The sequence below is a fragment of the Candidatus Poribacteria bacterium genome, assembly GCA_026702755.1.
Taxonomy (GTDB): Bacteria; Poribacteria; WGA-4E; order WGA-4E; family WGA-3G; genus WGA-3G.
Window position 1 is genome coordinate 119,306 of record JAPPBX010000112.1, and the last position, 20,124, is coordinate 139,429.

The 20,124-nt window shown below is 46.8% G+C and carries 18 protein-coding genes; 14 read left to right on the forward strand and 4 right to left on the reverse strand.

Translation table 11 applies throughout. From position 1 onward, the window contains the following. Positions 1–78: 78 nt before the first annotated feature. Positions 79–408: a hypothetical protein gene (locus tag OXH39_22375; GenBank protein ID MCY3553216.1), complete on the reverse strand. Its 330-nt coding sequence runs from the start codon at positions 406–408 to the stop codon at positions 79–81. 83 nt (positions 409–491) lie between these two features. Beyond that, on the reverse strand, positions 492–1,235 hold the full coding sequence (locus tag OXH39_22380) for a phytanoyl-CoA dioxygenase family protein (GenBank protein MCY3553217.1): 744 nt from the start codon (positions 1,233–1,235) through the stop codon (positions 492–494). 389 nt (positions 1,236–1,624) lie between these two features. On the opposite strand from OXH39_22380, the gene OXH39_22385 reads away from it, so the two are divergent. The 12 genes from OXH39_22385 to OXH39_22440 all read left to right on the forward strand — a co-directional run bounded on the left by OXH39_22385 (position 1,625) and on the right by OXH39_22440 (position 10,479). Beyond that, complete coding sequence (locus OXH39_22385; protein MCY3553218.1) at positions 1,625–2,215, forward strand: iron-containing redox enzyme family protein; 591 nt, start codon at positions 1,625–1,627, stop codon at positions 2,213–2,215. Continuing rightward, a complete protein-coding gene (locus tag OXH39_22390; protein MCY3553219.1) occupies positions 2,199–2,591 on the forward strand; it encodes a nuclear transport factor 2 family protein in 393 nt (130 codons plus the stop codon). Before OXH39_22385 ends, OXH39_22390 begins: the two co-directional genes overlap by 17 nt. Continuing rightward, entirely contained in the window at positions 2,591–2,860 is a 270-nt protein-coding gene (locus tag OXH39_22395) for a hypothetical protein (protein MCY3553220.1), read from the forward strand. The genes OXH39_22390 and OXH39_22395 overlap by 1 nt, the downstream gene beginning before the upstream one ends. A gap of 70 nt (positions 2,861–2,930) precedes the next feature. Continuing rightward, the gene (locus OXH39_22400; protein ID MCY3553221.1) at positions 2,931–3,638 is read left to right on the forward strand and encodes an HAD family hydrolase; all 708 of its coding nucleotides are present in this window, start codon (positions 2,931–2,933) and stop codon (positions 3,636–3,638) included. Between the two features lie 156 nt (positions 3,639–3,794). After that, complete coding sequence (locus OXH39_22405) at positions 3,795–4,694, forward strand: SUMF1/EgtB/PvdO family nonheme iron enzyme (protein ID MCY3553222.1); 900 nt, start codon at positions 3,795–3,797, stop codon at positions 4,692–4,694. Positions 4,695–4,717: 23 nt separating this feature from the next. Further along, on the forward strand, positions 4,718–5,275 hold the full coding sequence (locus tag OXH39_22410; protein ID MCY3553223.1) for a tetratricopeptide repeat protein: 558 nt from the start codon (positions 4,718–4,720) through the stop codon (positions 5,273–5,275). 104 nt (positions 5,276–5,379) lie between these two features. Beyond that, positions 5,380–5,982 (forward strand): sigma-70 family RNA polymerase sigma factor, encoded by a 603-nt coding sequence (locus OXH39_22415; GenBank protein MCY3553224.1) that lies wholly within the window; start codon positions 5,380–5,382, stop codon positions 5,980–5,982. Then, on the forward strand, positions 5,969–6,571 hold the full coding sequence (locus OXH39_22420; GenBank protein ID MCY3553225.1) for a zf-HC2 domain-containing protein: 603 nt from the start codon (positions 5,969–5,971) through the stop codon (positions 6,569–6,571). The genes OXH39_22415 and OXH39_22420 overlap by 14 nt, the downstream gene beginning before the upstream one ends. 88 nt (positions 6,572–6,659) lie before the next feature. Further along, positions 6,660–8,468: a VWA domain-containing protein gene (locus tag OXH39_22425; GenBank protein ID MCY3553226.1), complete on the forward strand. Its 1,809-nt coding sequence runs from the start codon at positions 6,660–6,662 to the stop codon at positions 8,466–8,468. Between the two features lie 10 nt (positions 8,469–8,478). After that, positions 8,479–9,123, forward strand: a complete 645-nt coding sequence (gene purN, locus OXH39_22430) for a phosphoribosylglycinamide formyltransferase (protein ID MCY3553227.1) — start codon at positions 8,479–8,481, stop codon at positions 9,121–9,123. A 62-nt stretch (positions 9,124–9,185) separates the two neighbouring features. After that, positions 9,186–10,109, forward strand: coding sequence for a sugar phosphate isomerase/epimerase (locus tag OXH39_22435; GenBank protein ID MCY3553228.1), 924 nt, complete (start codon positions 9,186–9,188; stop codon positions 10,107–10,109). Next, entirely contained in the window at positions 10,102–10,479 is a 378-nt protein-coding gene (locus OXH39_22440; protein MCY3553229.1) for a hypothetical protein, read from the forward strand. The genes OXH39_22435 and OXH39_22440 overlap by 8 nt, the downstream gene beginning before the upstream one ends. A gap of 11 nt (positions 10,480–10,490) precedes the next feature. Here the strand turns inward: OXH39_22440 and OXH39_22445 are convergent, their stop codons facing one another. Both OXH39_22445 and OXH39_22450 read right to left on the reverse strand, forming a co-directional pair. Beyond that, entirely contained in the window at positions 10,491–15,107 is a 4,617-nt protein-coding gene (locus tag OXH39_22445) for a leucine-rich repeat domain-containing protein (GenBank protein ID MCY3553230.1), read from the reverse strand. A gap of 58 nt (positions 15,108–15,165) precedes the next feature. Further along, on the reverse strand, positions 15,166–17,439 hold the full coding sequence (locus OXH39_22450; GenBank protein ID MCY3553231.1) for a leucine-rich repeat domain-containing protein: 2,274 nt from the start codon (positions 17,437–17,439) through the stop codon (positions 15,166–15,168). 371 nt (positions 17,440–17,810) lie between these two features. Here OXH39_22450 and OXH39_22455 point away from each other — a divergent pair, with 371 nt between their 5' ends. Further along, positions 17,811–19,052 (forward strand): transposase, encoded by a 1,242-nt coding sequence (locus tag OXH39_22455; protein MCY3553232.1) that lies wholly within the window; start codon positions 17,811–17,813, stop codon positions 19,050–19,052. 200 nt (positions 19,053–19,252) lie between these two features. Further along, on the forward strand, positions 19,253–20,083 hold the full coding sequence (locus OXH39_22460; protein ID MCY3553233.1) for a hypothetical protein: 831 nt from the start codon (positions 19,253–19,255) through the stop codon (positions 20,081–20,083). Positions 20,084–20,124 lie beyond the last annotated feature (41 nt).

The following is a 20,124-nucleotide window of genomic DNA, read 5'->3' on the forward strand; positions in this document are numbered from 1 at the left end:
CTCGTTCCTTTTTTTAATTTTCCTTGCGGTTCGATAAGACCCATTTTTCCGAAACGATGACTCATAAGTTAAAAAACCTTAAAAGAGATTTAAAATAATGACACCGGCGATCCATCCATAGAACGTCCGAATACACCGTAACCGCTTTGCTGTCCGCCGATATTCCGCTGTGTAACACGCGGGATTTTGGAAATAGAACGTTAAGCGTTTCGGCGTGGACAGATCAATTTTGGGTGCTAAGATGCTCATAACAAGGGTACTTACACCGAGAAACACAACATTTATTATAGGCAGGACACTGAGAACCGCGCCAAATGCTATCCAACGCCACTTAGAAACACTGCGGGTTGCGTCAGTCCGTGCCACGTGGATCAGTGATGCGGATGGTGTTCTTGTTTCTGGAGCCATGCGTGGTATCCGGATTGGAACGCGAAGCTCTCTTGTTCCGGTCCTTTACAACATTATAGAACGCCTTCTGCGCGCAACACGCATTAGCCCTCGTAACGCAAATTTTTCCCGTTGTCGGGACCCCCTTGATGCCAAACCCAGACATTACGAAAGTACGCCTGTTTCTCAGGAGGCAACCCTTCAATCACATGCTTCGGTACGGACGGCTTATGAAACTGACACCCAACGAAATTATAACAATTGAAGATAGCTATCCGTGGTCGATCTGGATTCTGCCACGCAACCCCGGAATGACAAAGATTTTCCGTAAAGATGATGACCGAACCTGGAGGACAACTGTACGTTTCAAAGAGCGGTGAATCTGTTTGCCGATGTGCTTCAGGAATTTGGAAATTTGCTTTATGGCTTCCCGGCAGGAATAGCGTGCCACCTTCACCTGCCTTGACTTCGTTCAATTCAAAGACAACTCGCGTCAGTGCGGAATATATTTTCCCCTCTCGACACTGGTAATTGAAATTGGGATTCACATTTCGCACACCACCGTGTGGTGGGGGACCGCCGTTTCCGACGGTGCGATAGGTAAACCAACTGGATTCCATCCGAACTTCTCCCAGAATTTCATGGAGAACGTCAAGCACGACAGGATGATCGATTAAAAACGAAGCCGTCCCACCCGGGAACTGTCGTTCATGCAGCGGTAAAGATTCCGGGTCTGTTCGGATTGTCTCAATTTGCGTTTTCAGTGCCGCAATTTCTGAAGGCTCTAAAACTTCAGGAATTAACAGGTAGCCTTTGAGATCGAAGATAAATTTTTGTTCTTCCGTCATAGCACTCCTCCCTGACAAATAACACTTCCAGTCATGTTAACGATTATATCAAATTTTGGGTTTAATTCAAAACGATTTTTTCGGAAGTACTCAGTTATCGGTTGTCAGTTGTCAGTAGGTAAGGGTTCGTGAAGGTGCAGCCTTAATTGTCCGAACCAGGATTCACAGGATTCACTGAATGTCTCTAAAAAATAAATCACCTTTGTTTGACACTGAAGCATTCTATGTGCTATATTAAAAGCATGCTATAAACAGCTTTTCGGTGTCGCTTGCAAACCGAAAACTTGCTATTCAAAAATCGGTGTCGCTTGCAAACCGGAAATTGCTGTGTAAAGCATCAACGTCCCGTTGAACTTTATCCACACAAAAGAAATGGAGTACCCAATTTAATGGATTTCAAACAAACGTTAGACAGCAAAATCGCAGATTATAACTTACTCAATCATCCCTTTTACCAAGCGTGGAGTGCTGGTGAGCTGCCAGTCGAAGCCTTACGATCCTATGCGCGTGAGTATGGGGCTTTTATTTCCATGATGCCAGCGGGTTGGGAGACCCTCAATGATGCCGAAATAGCAGAAGAAGAGACCGAGCACATTGACTTGTGGGCTGATTTCGCTGCCGGACTTGATACCACTGTTACCGAAGCACAAATTCCGCAGGTGAAAGCACTGATGGAAACAGCAGATGAACTCTTTTCAGAACCTACGACTGCCCTCGGCGCGCTCTATGCATTCGAGGTACAGCAACCAGCAACTGCCCAATCGAAACTCACAGGTTTAAAGGCATTCTACCAGCTCCCGAAATCGGTAGAACCTTACTTTGAAACGCATTCACACAATGAGCATGAAGCGGAGAAGCTGCTTGCGTACATCGGCGCGTTGCCGTCGGATTCGCACGGCACTGTCGTACAGGCGTGTGAGAAGATGAGTGCTGCCTTGTGGGATGCTCTCACAGGAATTCATGATGCCGAATGCACATGATACGGTAAAGGCGTATTTTGACGCACTTATCGCTGGAGATGCTGAAACCCTCGTTGAAATGATGCTTCCTGCTGCCTACTATGTCAAGATCGGTACCGATGCTGACGAGGTTGTTGAGGGAAGCGTGGGTATCACGACGTATTATCAAAACCACGTCGCGAGCACAGAGGATTTCAGCATTAAGTTTATCAACCTTGACGTACAGGAACGGGACGATGTCGCGTGGTTCTACACACGTCAGGTCTGGCGACTCAAATGGCAAGGTACACCGGAAGAATTCGTGATGCGGATGACGGGGGTCTTGGAAGAAACTGACGAGTCGTGGAAATTTGCGCAGATCCACGCCTCGATTGGTGTATCAACAACGGAGGACTAATGGTGATAACCCTTACTAAAGAAATTCAAAAAGCGATCAAGGATTCTCAGGAGGATCCTGTACGGTTAGTGGATCCAGAAACAAATGTGGAGTATGTTGTATTACCTGTTGAAACGTTTGAACGGATGCGAAAAGGGGTATATTACGACGACGGGCCAATAACGGAGGAGGAACAAACTGCTTTGCTTATTGAGATGGGACTCAGTATTGGTTGGGATGATCCAGAGATGGACGTTTACAATGATCTTGATCCGCGGAGGGAATCATGAAGGTACAACGTGGTGACATTGTCATTGTGAATTACCCATATAGTGACCACGCTTCAGAGAGGAAATACCCTTGCAAATTTCAACGATCTCTTTTGATGGCGACATGACCCTGTGGGATTTTCGGAAAGTGATGCGGCATTCGCTCAAGCACACACTGGCGGAACTACAAAGACAGGTTCCAACAACGCGTGTTTTAGAACTAACAATCAACGAAATGATTGCGATTCGAGAGCAATTTGCTGAAGAGGTGAAGGGCAAAATCTGGAACCTTGAAGAAATCAGATTGCGTGCATTTGAGAGAACACTTGAACAAGTCGGTTGCCCAGATAAAGAACTCGCAGCCTATCTAAATGCGATATATCGGAAACACCGTTTTGAAGATATAGAATTGTATCCTGATGTCATCCCAACCTTTGACGCTTTAGCACCGCATTTCAAGTTAGGATTGCTCTCGAATGGGAACACCTACCCTGAACGCTGCGGACTTGAAGGATATTTCACCTTTGTTGTTTTTTCGCAAGATGTACAGGTTGAGAAACCAGATCCAAGAATTTTTGAGATAACTGCCCAGCGAGCAGGTTGTGAACTCGCGCATCTCCTCCATGTAGGCGACTCCCTTGAAACCGATATTGCAGGCGCGCGGAGCGCAGGCGTGTCTTCCGTCTGGCTCAACCGAGAAGGTGTATTGAATGATACAGAAACTCGACCTGATTACGAAGTGGCTTCGTTGACTGAAATCCCTGAAATCATTCGGATGAGGAGGAAAAATAAAACATGAGAAGAGGTTTGGCAAAAAATTGAATTGCTGTTAGAAATTTCGAAAGAACGTTGATGGACTGAGGCTTATTTGCCTTTGTTGTGTTTCCCAATCTGAAGAATCTACAGTCCCAAAATCACTTGTATAAAACTGTCTCTTTATGCTATCATTATAAATATGGAGCGCACGAACGGCGTTACAACAAAAAATATCCTAAATATCACGAGGTCAAAGGAATCTCGACTTGCACTCGTAGAAAGCAATACGCCGGATGCCTTCCAGAAACTTTGTCGAGATTATTGGACGTGGCACTTCGACGCATCGCTATCCGATGCCACTCGGTTGCTGCTAAGTACAGAACTTGGCTGGGAGGCGATGCCGCAACTCACAACACCACCCGTCGGTGAAGTCATCTCGCCACTCGGTTACGCGCTTTCATACGAAGATGAGGGTGTCCGAGATGCTGCGCTACAGGTGTTAGATGCGACCGTTCGTATTCCTGCGGGGACAGCTTGTATCGGTGAAGAAGGCGCGCCTTTGGAGATGAACGGATTTGAACTCGGTGTTTATCCTGTAACGAATGCACAGTATCAACGATTCATTCAGGAGACTGGACATACACCACCGCAGGATTGGACAGATGGTGTCTATCCAGCGAACAGAGGTGATCACCCTGTTGTCTGGCTTACGTGTGAAGATGCAGAGGCTTATGCGCGTTATATCGGTGGCAGGCTGCCGACATTTCCAGAATGGCAATACGCCGCACGTGGTGCTGATGATAGACTTTTCCCGTGGGGCTATGAAATTGATAAGCCGCGGTGCAACACCGCAGAACTCGGTGCGGGGACGACAACTCCGGTCGTTAGTTTCAGAGATGGCATAAGTCCGTTCGGTTGCTACGACATGGTGGGTAATGTCTGGGAATGGACAGACACAACTTATGATGATGAAGGCAATTTCCGAGTGGCGTGTGGTGGCGCATGGTATTACAATCATAACTATAGTACCTGCACCAGTTATGACTTTTTTAGCAACGGATATGCGGAGTTTGTGATAGGATTCCGCATTGCGTGTTAGTCAGTTTTTGTAGGAAAGTACAGATGAAAGACAGCAAAATCGATACGGAACGTGCCTTAACACCTGAAGATTCTGCTGTGTCTTCAAATGAGACACAAGTGAAACTCATTCAGCGGGGGCACCTTGATATCCACACGCATCAAATCGCTGCTAAACACCTGAAGCAGGGTGCGGATGCTTTGAATGTCCGAAACTACGCGAAAGCAATCGAAGAATTTCAGCAGGTAATTCAACATAACCGTGAATCAGCTGAAGCACATTTCCATCTTGGTTTAGCTTATTTTATGCAGGGCGACTATGAGAAAGCAATAGATGCCTACAAGATGGCAGTCGCGTGCGAACCAACCGAGGCGACAGCACATATCAATCTCGCAGCGACCTATCGCTTGCTCAAACGCTACGACGAGGCTGTTGAGGTTTATACGCGTGCCATCCATTTTATACCGGAGCACCCTGAATTATATTCTGAACTTGGGGCAGTCTATACGTTTCAAGGCAAGCGACGCGAAGCAGTTAGCGCATACAAAACAGCGATGAAGCTTAAATTGAAACTTCAATTAAATTTTGACGGGAATGCGTAAACCAAACAGCAGTTCCACCCGTTACTATAAACGAATGGGCTGAGTCTACGGAGAGGCACATCACCGAAAATCACGCCTAACCCAACCGCAAGGAACATTAAAAAATGTTTGTTTCAGATGAAGATTTGATGGTGAAATGTGGTAAAGGGGATATGAGTGCCTTCGAGTTGCTGGTACGGAGGTATCAGAACCCTTTAATTAACTACATTCACCGTTCTATCAACGATTATCAACGGGCGGAGGACCTCTCCCAAGAAACGTTCCTGCGGGTCTTCAAAAGTGCGAACCGTTATGAACCAACGGCATCCTTCAAAAGTTGGCTCTATACGATCGCCACTAATTTGTCTCGGAACGAGATTCGGAACCGCACACGCCGAAATACCTGTTTTTTGGAAGACTTGGTTGAAGAAGGTGAGGATGTTTACCATACCGACATTATGCGGGATACCCGCTATCTGCCGGACGTACTCTTAGAGAAAAAGGAACAGAGACAGATTATCCGAAAAGCACTCGCACAGTTACCAGAAAATCAACGTGTGGCACTAACGCTCGTCACATATCAAGACTTACGGTATGAAGAGGTTGCAGACATTCTCGGATGCTCGGTAGGTGCTGTTAAAGCATTGATCCATCGCGCGCGACAAAAAATGAGAAAGCTGCTTATCAAAGCGGGAATCACGGAGGAAAGTGTCAATGAGAAAATATAGACAAACCGAATTCCCAGATGTACACAGCTCAAAATGTGAGGCGCAACTTGCGAGTCCAGACGAACTCTCTGCTTATATTGACAGAGAGTTACCAGCATGGAAACGCCATCTCATCCGACGGCATCTTAAAAAGTGTGAAGTTTGTGCAAATCACGTCCATCGGTTACAACAGACCGACAATTTCCTCCGTCATGCTGGAGAGGTGGAAACTTCTAATGATTTCTTAAGTAGTGTAATGGCAGGCGTATCGGATGTCGTACAGCATCAACAACAGCAGAAATCATTCTGGTCCCGCATTGGACGATTTGTTGAAGCATCTTTCGGATGGGCGCACCCGTTCTCAATATTGATTGGCAGTCTGCGCTACAATATTCGGACACGCAGTCCAATTTACATATTTGTATTGACCTTCGCTGTTTTTACAATGGTGGGAGCAACACTCTATCAATCCTCCAGTGATCGGTTTGGACAGTCGGTGCATGCATTGAAGAAATCGCATGCACTGGATGGAGAAAAGTTAATCTCTTTTGAGGTTATTCAGCACGAACCACCTAAACGCTTACTGACAACCTACCTTCAGCGGAAGTAAGCTACGTTTTCAGGGAAGCGTTTCTATCTATTTGCCGTAGTTCCTGTGCCTTAGTTCTTCCGTAATACTTTGTGGTAGGACATGAAAAATGAAATTAGAAACCCGTTTATATAGGACTTGGAAAACGAAGTCAGCAATCCACAAAGCGTTATTCATTTCGCTGATATTCCATCTCTTTTTTTTCATCACGACGTTCTACTTCGTGGCACAGAATCAGCCAATAACGTCAGAGAAGGTGAATCTAACGGCAGAGCTTATTTCAGTCGAAAACACTGCTCGACCGAAGCCACCACTGAAAAAGGTTTCGCCGCGTCTTCGCGCGCTTGAGCATGAGTTTATAAAACCGGATGTCAGTACTGGAGAATTGCCACCCTCTCTTGCAACGCCCGTTACGGTAGATACCGAAACGCCGCGTCCTGCCTTAGGACGCAGTTTGCAAGCCGAGGTTGAGACGGAAAATCCATCGACATCTCTGGATCTGTCGAGAGAAAACTGGAATGAGGTCAGCACCGCTGCCCGTACACTTCAGAATGTCGAAGGGAATTTGTCGAAAACGGAAGCTGCGAGTCCAGCAGGCGATACGACCTTCGGGGCGAAACGTCCGGGTCCACCGAGAATTCAACGTGCCCCACAAGTTACGACACTTAAAATAGTAGAAGAAGAGGAAGGATTATCTCCAGCACAGTTGGCAGAGGTTCAGGAAAAACGGGAAGCACTACCGCATGTTTCCTTTCCGAGGCTTATGAGAAAACTTGCACAGGAGATTGTGGAGACAAGCGAGGGTGGTCCAATTGACGTGGTCTTTGTCATTGATGCCAGCGGTAGCATGCAGGATAATATCAAGTCCGTTGTAGAACATTTACACGAAATGGTGGATGTATACAAAGCCTCCAAGATAGATTACGCCCTCGGTGTGACAGAATTTTGGGCGCGTAAGAAAGAAAACGTCATTACAGTCGTCCAACTAACAAAGAGTTACGCGAAATACAAACGCACTCTCCAAGCGATTTACACCCATCAGGACGAAAATGCCTTAGATGCTATTGTGCAAACGGTCAAAGAACTCCGATTCCGCGCGACCTCTAAGCGGCATTTTATTCTTGTTACCGATGAACCTCTTACAAGCCTAAAGGGGATTAAACTGAAAAATGCCATTGCGTACTGCCGGGAGTTCGGTATCTATGTGAATGTCCTCGGTCTTCCGCTTGAGGAACATCAGGCACTTGCCTCTGAGACAGGTGGTAAGTGGCATCTCATTCCCGAAGATCCAAAACGCAAAAAGCCGCAGCAAACTCATACATCGATGCATCCAAGAAATAAAGCAGTATCGTTACGCCAAGCACAATGGGCAAATGTTACAAAAGTTGGGGATATCGCGTTGAAATTGAGCGGCAGCATCCCAGTCGATATTGTCCTCTTCGTTGACGGTAGCAAGAGTATGGACGAGAAACTTCCGCATTTTTTGAAGCAACTTGAGATTCTCGTTCGTGATTGGGATAACGCCTTTGTGGACTATCAGATAGGTGTGGTGCGCTTCCGATCGCGCGCATCTATGAACATGGTCAACGTTTTTAATCCGCCGCAAAAACTGGAGAAGATTCGGAAGATCATTGAACTGCCGTGCCGAGAAAATGAGATGTTATTAGATGCCGTGGCGGAGGGGATGCGACGGTTGAAACTCCGATCGAATGCACAACCCTATTTTATTCTGGTTACAGATGAACCAGCAAAAGGTGAATACTCACCCCTCGCGATTATTCAAATGTTAGAACAAAAGCAGGTCCTCGTCAGCGTCGTCGGCACTTACGATGATTTCCAACAAGAGGTGGCGGAAAAAACTGGTGGGGTCTGGGTGCCTATCCCAGAAGGACATACAACAAACAATTCGTACTGGTAAAGGATCAAGATTGAAAATTGCAGTCCTCGTTTCAGGGAGTGGAACTAACCTGCAAACCCTGATTGAGCAGCTACATCAAGACGAAACGAGTGGTATTGAAATCGCTGTTGTGATCAGTGATCGACGCAAGGCTTACGCGCTCACACGCGCGAAACGTGCAGGTATACCGACACATGTTATAAGAACCCAAAATTTTGAGAGTCGCCAAGACTTTGACGCAGAAATTTCAAGGCTCGTCGAACAATACGGTGTCCAATTAATTGTTCTTGCGGGCTTCATGAAGTTATTTCAGCCCCCCTTCGTGCGCAAGTACCGGAACCGAATTATCAATGTCCATCCCACGCTCTTACCAGCATTTCCGGGTGCGCATCCTGTCGCTGATACATTGGCTTACGGTGTGAAAATCGCGGGTGTCACCGTTCACTTTGTTGATGAAGATGTGGATTCCGGTCCTATCATCGCGCAGTTGGCTGTTCCCGTTCTGGATACGGACGACGAGGAGAGTTTGCATAACCGAATTCAGGTTGAAGAACATAAACTCTATCCTGAGGTTATTAAGTGGTACGCACAGGGTAGATTGAAGGTTGAAGGACGAAAAGTAATCATACAGCCGTCGGCAGTCAGCCGTCGGCAGTCAGCAAGAGGGTCTTGTTAAACGAAAACCTCTTAACCGAAGGTTTCAGGCAGCCGATAGCCGATTGCTGAAAGCCAATAAAAATGTTAGCAATTTCAACACTGTGGAACGCTTTGAAACAACAGGACGGTGCTGCGCTGTTCGATGAACTCAAAAACCTTGGCTTTGAAACGCTCGAACTCAGCAGGCATCTTACATCGGATCAGGTAGAACAACTTAAGCCGTATCTCCGCGAAAACCCACCCTGCTCGATCCACAACTTCTGTCCCATCCTGCCCGGAACGTCACAAGCAGAAGCAGAGAAAGACAAAATTTTACTTTCGAGTCTCAATGCAGACGAACGGAAGGAGGCTATCCGCCGCACTCTTCAAACGATGGAACTTGCCGTTGAATTGGAGGTGCCGATTGTGGTCCTTCACCTTGGCCAAGTTGACACCTACGATAGGTCCTATCTAATGAGAGACCTATACAATTATGGCGAGCGCGAGTTTGAAGCCTTCGATCAAAAAGTGACTGAAGCCATTGAGTGGCGGAAGCGTAAAGAAACAAAACACCAAGACGCAGTGTTACGGAGCCTTGACGAATTAAACGAATACGCCTTGAGAATGGAACTCTGTATCGCTATTGAAAACCGTCCACATTATTACCAAATTCCGAATTTTGATGAGGCTGGACTGTTCCTTGAGAAGTTTTACGGCAGCCCAATGCGTTATTGGCACGACATGGGACATGCTGCGCTGCAGGAGAAACTCGGCGTATGCTGGGCGGACACATGGCTTGAGCAGTATGCTGAACACCTTGTCGGCGTGAACCTGCACGATCTGAAAGGGCTTGAAGGGTATCATCCACCCGGGACCGGGGATCTTGAGTGGGACGAACTCTTTAAGCAGCTGCCATCAGATATTCTGAAGGTATTGGAAATTCGTCCCTGCGAAGCGGAACCGGTGGTAGAGGCACGAGAATTGTGTGAGTCTTTGTCGCAATCGAGTGAGCAAGCCAATGTTTAGGGCACCGCCGAAAGCCACCTACTTTTTCACCCAAGTTGAACACGATATTCTTAAATCCGTGTGTGCGTATATGGTGGGGGTTCCATGCGATACCGGATTGGATACGCCTATCATCGCCATCGACGCGTTCGTCCAGCAACTGCCCAAAACGTTGCAGCGGCAACTCCGTTTTGGACTACATCTCTTCCAATGGGGACCGCTGCTTTTCAAAGGGAAGTTGTGTCGTTTTACACAACTCCCACCACGCGACGCAATGCGATATGTAGAGGGTTGGGCAAAGAGCCGTTTTCAGATTCGACGACGACTTTTTCGAGGCTTACGTGATATTGCCTTTCTCGGTTTTTACAGCAATCAGCCATCGGCGGAATAGCAGACCATTCTTCACTTCATTATTAACATTTTTCTCGTGGCAATGAAGTCGCCGGCTGTAAATGTATAGAAATAGACACCGCTTGCCACGGACTCGCCCACTTCATTTTTACCATCCCAATACGCCGCACGACTCCGATACTGATAGATACCCGCGGGTTGGTAACCCAACGCCAACGTCCGCACTAAGACACCATTCGTGGCATAGATATGCACCGTGACTTCGGCAGGTTCCGCGAGTTGATACGGTATCCAAGTCTCTGGATTGAACGGGTTTGGGTAGTTGTGAAGTAAAGCCGTCTCTTCTGGAATGAACAACGTCAACAGCTGCTCAAGTTTAGCAATACCCTGTTGAAAGGCGAGCGATCCATCATCTTCAACTCGAGCACGTGCTATCCACGCCTGAATCATCGCAGGATTTAGTTCCAAACTGTCTACAGCCGCAACATTGGAAGGAGCAGCCCCTTCGGTTGACTCACCCAAATGTTGCGCAACAACAATTAGATCCAAAACGTTAATAGTTCCGTCACCGTTAACATCAGCTCGACTGTCCCCGGGCGTAGTGGAACCCAAAAGTTGTGCCACCAGAATTAGATCAAGAACGTTCACTTGATCGTCTCGGTTTACGTCCGAAGTGAGGAACGCACTGTCTTCAACAGTAATAGCAATTTCGGGGGAGCCTGAAGGAATTACCTCAGTGCTGCTGGAACCCGCATAAAAATTGCTAAAAGTTACCCGTGTTTCTCCGACAGCCTTCGCTGTAAATATGACCGATAGCAGCGTGCCGGTGCCGCTGACCCCACCCTTGAATCGTGCTGTGCTTAAGTTGGTGATTTTACCAGTGGTGTTGTCAATCGTGCCAGGGCCGAAAAAGGTACTTACCCCCTCCGCTCTCAAAAAGTCGCCTTCGCTCACCTCAACCACTTCAAGTACAGCAGGATCGAATGCAATGTCAGACTGCCATCCTGCTAAATCCGTAATATCTTTTGCCCTGAGGCGAAGCGTGAAGGTATCGTCGAGGTAGACGGATGTTGTATCTGTGGAAAGGGAGAACGCGGTATCGCTTACATCTAAGGTAGACGGATCCCCCACAGTAATAGTTATATCAGGCGAAGCAGGGGGCATTGCTTTGCCAGCACTGGAACCAGATTGGAATTCACGCAATGCCACCCGTGTTTCTCCGGCAGCTTTCGCCGTGAATGTGACGGACAGCAGGGTGCCCTCACCGCTCGCTCCCCCTTCTGAGATCCGCGCTGAACCCACACCGGTAATTCTCCCATCTGTGTTATCAATCGCGCCTTCCAAAAAGTGGGTTCGTCCCCCATCCTGCCTCAGAAAATTGCCATCCTTCACGCTGTTTGCTTTTAGTACAGCTGGGTCAAATATAATATCGGATTGCCATCCCGCTAAATCGTCGACACCTTTAGTCTTGACATAGACGGTAAATGTCGCGCCAGCTTTAACCTGCGTTGTATCTGTGAATAAAGAGAATCTGGTACCAGGGGGTAACACTGTATATTCGGTATCAGGTGCAAAGCCAAAAAACCCGTTACTATGGGTGCGAACAGTAACTAACAAGACATTTCTACCTGCTTTCAATGTAACAGGAAAGAAATCTTGGTAATCCTCACCGGCCTGCCAAACGAGATCCTCGTGAATTAACACACCGTTAAGCCAGACTTTTAACTCAGCATCGCTACCGACGTACATTGTTGTCTCCTGTTCCGATGGCGAATCCAAGGTGATAGAACCATAGACAACTCCATCAGGGACAGGACGCGGCAGCATAGCATCAATGTTATTCCTTCCGGTAGATGGGATTTTGCGGGATGTCCACTCGTTGTCTCCGATAGACTCCCCCTCTGTTGCACCGGAAGTAGCAATCTCCAACTCTGTTACAGACCCTTTACTTGCTTTTGCAAGCAAATCTGTCTTGCTGTCAAGACGCTCCCCAGGGAGCAGCATCCATAACCACGGACCCGTTATTTTCGGAGCACCTTTTAGGAAAACACCCGGGTTGTCTGCTGTCCCGATATCAGTCTTCTCAGATAATCCAGATAAAGGTGAGAAGTCGGATATCGCGTTGCTCCAAAGGTCAAGTCGTTCCAAGTTTATAAGTCCCGCAAGGGGCGACACATCCGATATGACGTTTTTGTAAAGATGCAATTCTTTCAAACGGGTTAATCCTGACAGTGGTGATACATCAGATATGAGATTATAGGCAAGGTCAAGATACGTCAAACTTGTCAATCCATCTAAAGGCGAGAGGTCTGATATGTAATTATCCCGTAAATCTAACGAAGTCAGTTGTGTTAACTCTGATAGTCCAGAGATGTCTGAAATGCCACAGTCTCGAATCGCCAGATGCCTCAGTGATTTCAATCCGTTTACGGACGGAATCGTTGATACAGATCTATCGCCACCAAATTCTATCCATTGTAGTCTTGGCAACTTTGCCAATGGGGAAAAATCTGAGAGAGGCGTGTTCCGAGCAGCTATGCCTTCCAAACTAATGAGACTCGTAAGCGGCGACACATCGGCTATAGGGTTGCCTGAAATCCCTATCCCGTTCAATTTTATTAACCCCTTCAATGGAGATAAATCTGTTATTGCATTCTCCTCAAGCCCTAACCAGTCTACGTTAGTTAAGTCCGCCAGCGGAGATACATCGGTTATCCTGTTACCCCGCAACTTGATGTTATCTAAGCGTATTAAGCCTGCCAACGGCGATAGATCGGATATCTCATTGCGACGGAATTCTATCCGTTCGAGATTTATCGCATACTCTAGTCCCGTCAGATCGCGGATGTCTCTTTCATCAGCCTCAAGCCCCGTCAATCTCGCCATATCCTCTGTGGTGATTGAAGCACCGGGGGCTTTCCCAAGTGCCTCTTCAATCGCTGTACGGAGATTCGCATCCGGGATGTAAACAGCACCCGTTGGAGTCGGTTGGGTGCGGTCTACAACTATTGGGGTGATGCTGCTGGACTCTTCCGGGGAATTCAGCGCAGCGATTACTTCATCAAACCGATCTGTCCATGTGTCACGCTGCACGTTCCCGCCATCAATAAGTCCTGTCAAGCCCAAGTTTTGTAAACTCGACTTCTCTCGAATCTCTTGAAGAAAAGCATCAGTTTCTAACCCGACAGCAGCCGCAGCGTATGATGCTTCAAGAGGATCATGAAATACTTCATGAAACCGATGTACAGGTTCTATGCCACCGGGGATGCCCCCTGTCTCCTTAAGTGCCATCTCATAACGCGTTTTATCTTCGTCTAAGCGGGCATCCATCACTGCTTTTTCTACATACAATCGCAACGCCTGCTCTTTATCAAATGTCGGATTTCCCGTCCGCTGAACCGCTGCACGCACCGTATCCTCAAACGTCTTCATCCCTTCTGTGTGGCAACCGATACACGAAAGCCCATTCCGCACGGCAGGATCGTCCGCAGCAGGATTAGAAACGATAGTGGTGGGTGCTACATTTATGCGACTACCAGATGCATCCGAGATGTAGTATGCCTGTAAACCGTTGGGAAGATTGAAGATGATCTCACCACCGTCAGGTGTAAAAGAGAGGGGATGTGTGAAGATATTTTGCGCACCAACGCTTCCAGCAAAGTCGTAACTTTTCCAATACGCACCATATCGAGAAGTATGACGTTCCACGACGCGATTGTTATTTGAGACACCTGAGTCGTTGAAACCTGCGCGCCAGACGCGGACCCCCGGCGCACTCTGGATATTCCTCGCGACATTCACATCAAGGTCTCTCTCTAACTCGCGATCTGTTTCTGGAAGATCCAGAATATCGTGATAGAGCGGCGGCAGTGATGCCGTTGCGAGAAACCAGTCGACATGAACAAACGGCACTTCACACCTCATCTCTTCACGCAGATTTGTCAATTTTTCGTTCAGATTTGCTTGGGTTTCAGAATCGAATTCAACCTTATAGGGGTATTCCCTTTCAATCTGTGTCCATGCTTCATTTCTGATATCCCACTCGTAGTGCCGTAAGTCGATGTGAAAGATTGTCTCTCTCGGATCAATGGGTGTCGGTTTTTTAACTTCAAAACCCCAAGATAGACTATTTACTAATTTCGAGAGAGCGACGCTATAGGCACGTAGTGCCTCAGTCGTTTCGCCAGCGTTATAGAGGTGTGTAAGTGTAAAATAACGCGCGAAGGCGCGGTCAAATGGTGCGAGAGATTCGACGTGACCTTCAATCGTTTCAAGCACTTGGTCTGGCGTGATGAAATTGATGTCCGGACGTGTAAAGGTAGTCCAGTCCGGAGCACCTGTTTGAATCCATTGGTGAATTGTATTGAGTGCTTCTTGGGAGATCGGAGGAGCGTTAAGCGGCATCCGTCTTGCCAGATCGGTCTCGATTAACCGCTGGTAGAACTTTGAACCGTTAGGATTTCCGGGGATAATTGCTCCCGAATCAATAAGTTCTCGGCTACTTCGGATGATGAGCTGCTCTGTGAAGGTGCCGTGTTCTCCGTGGCAGCTTGAGCAGTTATGGTCGAGAATCTCATACGCCTGTTGTGCAAGATCCAGTTGCGCCTCAACAGTTTGATACCCCAAGATAAGTATTAGTAGAAAGCTGATTTTGATGAGATTCTTCATGTATTTTCCCTCTACTTGTGGAAGCGAACTGTGCTCGCGAATCCTTTTGGTTACACATTCATTTCGTTATCAACATTTTGCGCGTTTCTGTCAAATCGCCTGCGGTTAGGGTATAAAAATAGACACCGCTTGCGACGGATTCACCGACCTCATTTTTACCATCCCAATACGCTGCGCGACTCTGTTGGTGATAGATACCTGCAGACTGGTGCCCCATACCCAGCGTCCGAATCAACACACCACTCATGCCATAGATGCGTAAGGAGACATCGGCAGATTCAGCGAGCTGATACGGTATCCAAGTTTCTGGATTGAACGGGTTCGGATAGTTTGCCAACAATGCCGTCCTTTCTGGAATGAACGACATTAAAAGACGTTGGAGATTCGCGATTCCCCGTTGGAAGGCGATCGAGCCATCATTTTCAAGGGATGCCTGTGCTATCCAGCCGCGTACCACTGCTGAATCTAATTTCATGCTGTCTACCGCAAGCGCGGTAGGTGCAGCAGAAATTCCGCTGAGTTCACCGAGGTGTTGTGCCACGAGGATAAGGTCTGAGATATTACGCTTTCCATCCTTGTTTACATCGGTTCGAGCGTTCGTCGGTCTGTTCCTTCCCATATCCTGACCTACCAGAATCAGATCCAAAATGTTCGTTAGTCCGTCTCTGTTCACGTCCCATGCGGGTGTTTTTATGAAAAATTTTCTCTCGGGTGGGTTTACTGTATATTCCGCATCCTGTGCGAAACCGAAAAAACCGCTAAAGGCTCCGTGTCCGCGATTGTCAACAGCAACTAATAAGACGTTTACGCCTTGCTTCAGTGTAACAGGAAACGCATCTTGGAAATCGCCAGCACCCCGAAGCACAGGGTTATAGTGAACCAATTCACCGTTGAGCCAAACTTTTACTTCATCATCACTCCCGACAAGCATCGTTGTGTCCTGTTTACGCGGGGAATTCAACGTGACGGAACCGTAAACGACATGGTCATATATTTCCGAACCTGACCCCCAACCGAGCGCATCTGTCATTTCATTGAGGTTATTCCCACCCGTCGGGGAGAGTTTGTGTGCTCTCCATTTGCTATCCCCAACGGATTTCCCGTCAGTTGCCCCAAAGGTAGCAACTTTTACCTCTGTTGCGGCACCCCCACTCGCTTTTGCAAGCAGGTCTGTGTGGTCAAGGCGTGACCCTGGCACAATTACCCATAACCAGGGTCCTTCTATTTTTGGACCGGCTTCAGGGAAAGCGGAGTTAATGAAACTTGAGTGTGAGATAGATGTGTTCTCAGGGAATCTTTCTAAACTTGCTACGTCTGTTATTGCATTGTCGTTGAGTCCCATCCATGTCAAGTTGGGCAAAAGTGTGAGAGAGGATACATCCGTTATCGCATTTTCGCTAAGATCTAACCATGTCAAGTTATTTAGTTTCGCAAGCGGAGATACATCCGATATTACATTGTCGTGAAGTTCTAACCATGTGAGGCTGCTTAACGCTTCAAGAGACGATATATCGGATACTTCATTATGTTTAAGACTCAGACGGGTCAAACCTGTTAACCCTTCCAAGGCTGATAGGTCCGAAATCTCATTATCAATAAGGTAAAGCTCTTTTAAACCCTTCGCGTCCGCTAAGGCAGAGATATCCGATATCTCTCCGCCGCACACATTTATCTCCCTGAGTTTCGGCAATTTCGCCACGGCGGCAAGGTTCACCACAGGCGTGCCCCAGGAGTGATAATTATGCAAGTTAACTAACCCATCAAGCGGTGTGAGGTCTGCCAACGGATTATGGCTCATCCCTATCCATTCCAATTTTATTAGACCCGCGAGGGCGGATAAATCGGATATTGCGTTGTGATGGATCGCTATCCCGCGCAAGTTGATTAAGCCTTGGAGCGGAGAGAGATCGGTTATCAGATTATGCGCGATATGTAGCTGCTCCAAGCCGATTAATCCTTCAAGTGGAGAGAGATCAGATATAGCGTTATTTTCCAACTCTATGTGACGCAGTCTTATCAATCCCGCGAGTGCGGATATATCGGATATTAAATTGTCGTTAAGCCTTAAGTCATCCAGGTTTGTCGCAACTTCAAGCCCTGTCAAATCCTTGATGCCTCTGTTATTCGCATCAAGACGAACCAACCTCGCCATCTCATCTGTGGTAATCCGGGCATTTGGTGCTTTACCGAGTGCTTCCGCAATTGCCGTGTGTAGGTTCGCGTCGGGAATGTTAACGGTTTGTGCCGTTGTGGTTAGTGGAAATATCAAGAACAACATTGTGCAGAGCACGAGTGTATAAACGGAAATATGTTGTGTTTTGGTGAATTGCATGCAGGGTGATCTCCTTTTCTACTACTGGTGTCGCGCTTCGTGAGTACTCCGTTTTGGGACTAAAATAGATGGATTTTCGTGACGCTTTTAAAATAAAAGATACCTTAAAATACGGGGTAATGTCAAGACCTTTTTAGGTTTTTTATCATCCTCTTCATTTTCAAAACTCCATGCTTTAGTTTGGAGATGTAGAAAATGCGAACGACTTTATCCTATCAAAAACTTCTCTCCTCGTCAAAAACCTAATTCTGATACCAAACCAGTTTTTGTATTTCACAAAAAAGTGTTCTTGTGCTATACTAAGTAGATGTATATATGGTAGTTGATGCTTTGTGCCCTGTCAGGGCAGTCTTTGCTGAAGCGAGGTTCCGATGGCAAAGTTCCACAGAACGAAGATTCTCAAAATAGATAGACAAGCTATATTTTCCGATATTCATGCTACATCAGCATCTGTATGGAATGAGTGTTTATCGCTCATGGAATTTTATCAGTATCAGCGTGGTTATCCACATGCTCACAATCACTTCTATTTCGGAAAAGACTGTGAGGGTTGGATGGATAAGAATTTGTCTAAGGCACAACCTCTGCATTCGCAAAGTATACAAGCCATCAGGAAGCAATACTTTAAGTCGTGGAAGTCTTATTCTGCCTTGAAAAAGAGTGGTGGTATTGCTAAGCCTAAACCTCCCAACAAACGCAAAAACTATATGACAACGCGTTGGCTGAAGTCTGCTATCACTTTTGTAGTGGGGAGTTTGTTTGGTAAGCGTGTATTGCTTTCTATGGGGAGTGGTAGACCCAAATTGGAAATACAACTGCCCTCTAACTTTAATATGTCTGAAAACGAACACATCGCAACTATTGATTTGTGCTATAAGCATGGTCAGTGGGAGTTGCATTTCTCGTATAAATATGAGACTGAAGATACTGCGACTGGTGAAGGCGTAATAGGTGTGGATATTGGCGAAATACATCCGATGGTGAGTCATGATGGTAAAGAAACACATATTTACAATGGTCGGTATATCCGTTCGCTATATCGCCAGAGAAATAAAGTGCTTTCTGAATTCAGTCATGCTATCAGCAGGTGTAAACGCCATTCTAAACGCTGGTGGAAACTCACACGTCGTAAATGGAAACGCATCAACAAGATTGACAACCAAATCACAGATGCTCTCCACAAACATACCACCAAGTTCCTGAAATATTGTCAGTTGATAGGCATTGGCACCATTGTTCTCGGCAACTTGACTGGTATCCGCGATAACATTGACTATGGCAAGCGTGCCAATCAGCGTCTACATCAATGGGCGTTTGGTAAGATTACGTCTTTGCTAACTTATAAAGCCGAGGTGTTAGGTATCAAGGTTGTTCAGATAGATGAGGCTTATACATCACAAACTTGTCCAAGTTGCGGCAATAGGAAGAAACCTAATAATCGTGAGTACACCTGTAAGTGCGGTTTTGAGTATCATCGCGATGGCGTAGGTGCGATTAATATTTTGAGAAAGTATCAAGGTTGTTTAGGCGACCCTGTAGTGGCGGCAATGGGTTCTACCCGGATGGCACCGCCCTTGGGCTTTCGCTTGGAAGTCCCTGTTGCTCTGGCTTAAACCCAGAGAATGTTCCTAAAAGGAACAAAAGGAATCTCCAATCTTTAGATTGGAGAGGATGTCAATTGACAAAATTTCGGAAATTTTCAATAATGATTGCAGGCGTGTTACACGTCCGAAGTGTGAGGCAGGGATGTTTCTGCCTCAAAAACCTTAATCTCCATATATAAAAAAGGAGAGAACATTTAGGAGAGAAAAAAGTGATTCGAGTGTTTATTTTTACATTCTGTATTATGCTGCTGGGTGTGTTATTACCCATTGTAGCAGTGGATGCACAACGAGATGAAGCGACAGTCGCTGCAAACTGGACCTTTAATGACGGCAGTGCCAAAGATACCTCAAAGAAAGGATTGAATGGCAATTTCAGTGGAAAACCGAAAGCCGTTGATGGCATCGCCGGAAAAGCGTTGCAGTTTGACGGTGAAGATGATGGCATAAAAATTCCAGATTCCGCGGACATAAATACAGTCGGTCCGTATACCAACCGGACGGTCGCTGCGCTCTTCAACTGCGATGATGTCGGGATTGATAGTCGGAAACAGGTAATTTACGAGGAGGGTGGACGGACGCGTGGCTTGGTCATCTATGTCTACGATGGCAAGGTCTACGTCGGCGGTTGGAATCGCGCTGAATATAACTGGAACGGCGAATGGCCTTCTGCCGAGGTTAAGTCAAAGCGTTGGTATCACGTCGGCTTAGTTATTCGCGATGCAGCCGCTAAGGTAGAGAGCAAAAAGTTTGAGATGTGGTTGGATGGCAAACGCATCGCCCAAGAGAAAGGCGGTCAACTCCATGCACACGGGGATGACATTGGTATCGGATTTACCAACCAAAACGCTGTCTATCATGATGAAGGCGGTAGTGGCACTAACATTGACTGGTTCGCCGGTTTAATTGACGAAGTCATCGTATACGGTTCCGCCTTTGACGAAGGTGATTTTGCTGATCTTGCAAGTCCGCTCAGCGTTGAGCCGCAAGGCAAATTCACAACAACTTGGGCGCACCTGAAAACTCAACGAACGCAAAATTAACCTCAACATCAAAATTGCGTTTTGTAACAATGACAAACTAT

Excerpts from the sequence above, each read along its gene's own strand:
- OXH39_22375 (MCY3553216.1), bottom strand. The coding sequence starts at position 408 with ATGGCTCCAGAAACAAGAACACCATCCGCATCACTGATCCACGTGGCA.
- OXH39_22380 (MCY3553217.1), bottom strand. The coding sequence starts at position 1,235 with ATGACGGAAGAACAAAAATTTATCTTCGATCTCAAAGGCTACCTGTTA.
- OXH39_22385 (MCY3553218.1), top strand. The coding sequence starts at position 1,625 with ATGGATTTCAAACAAACGTTAGACAGCAAAATCGCAGATTATAACTTA.
- OXH39_22390 (MCY3553219.1), top strand. The coding sequence starts at position 2,199 with ATGCCGAATGCACATGATACGGTAAAGGCGTATTTTGACGCACTTATC.
- OXH39_22395 (MCY3553220.1), top strand. The coding sequence starts at position 2,591 with ATGGTGATAACCCTTACTAAAGAAATTCAAAAAGCGATCAAGGATTCT.
- OXH39_22405 (MCY3553222.1), top strand. The coding sequence starts at position 3,795 with ATGGAGCGCACGAACGGCGTTACAACAAAAAATATCCTAAATATCACG.
- OXH39_22410 (MCY3553223.1), top strand. The coding sequence starts at position 4,718 with ATGAAAGACAGCAAAATCGATACGGAACGTGCCTTAACACCTGAAGAT.
- OXH39_22415 (MCY3553224.1), top strand. The coding sequence starts at position 5,380 with ATGTTTGTTTCAGATGAAGATTTGATGGTGAAATGTGGTAAAGGGGAT.
- OXH39_22420 (MCY3553225.1), top strand. The coding sequence starts at position 5,969 with ATGAGAAAATATAGACAAACCGAATTCCCAGATGTACACAGCTCAAAA.
- OXH39_22425 (MCY3553226.1), top strand. The coding sequence starts at position 6,660 with ATGAAATTAGAAACCCGTTTATATAGGACTTGGAAAACGAAGTCAGCA.
- OXH39_22435 (MCY3553228.1), top strand. The coding sequence starts at position 9,186 with ATGTTAGCAATTTCAACACTGTGGAACGCTTTGAAACAACAGGACGGT.
- OXH39_22440 (MCY3553229.1), top strand. The coding sequence starts at position 10,102 with ATGTTTAGGGCACCGCCGAAAGCCACCTACTTTTTCACCCAAGTTGAA.
- OXH39_22445 (MCY3553230.1), bottom strand. The coding sequence starts at position 15,107 with ATGAAGAATCTCATCAAAATCAGCTTTCTACTAATACTTATCTTGGGG.
- OXH39_22450 (MCY3553231.1), bottom strand. The coding sequence starts at position 17,439 with ATGCAATTCACCAAAACACAACATATTTCCGTTTATACACTCGTGCTC.
- OXH39_22455 (MCY3553232.1), top strand. The coding sequence starts at position 17,811 with ATGGCAAAGTTCCACAGAACGAAGATTCTCAAAATAGATAGACAAGCT.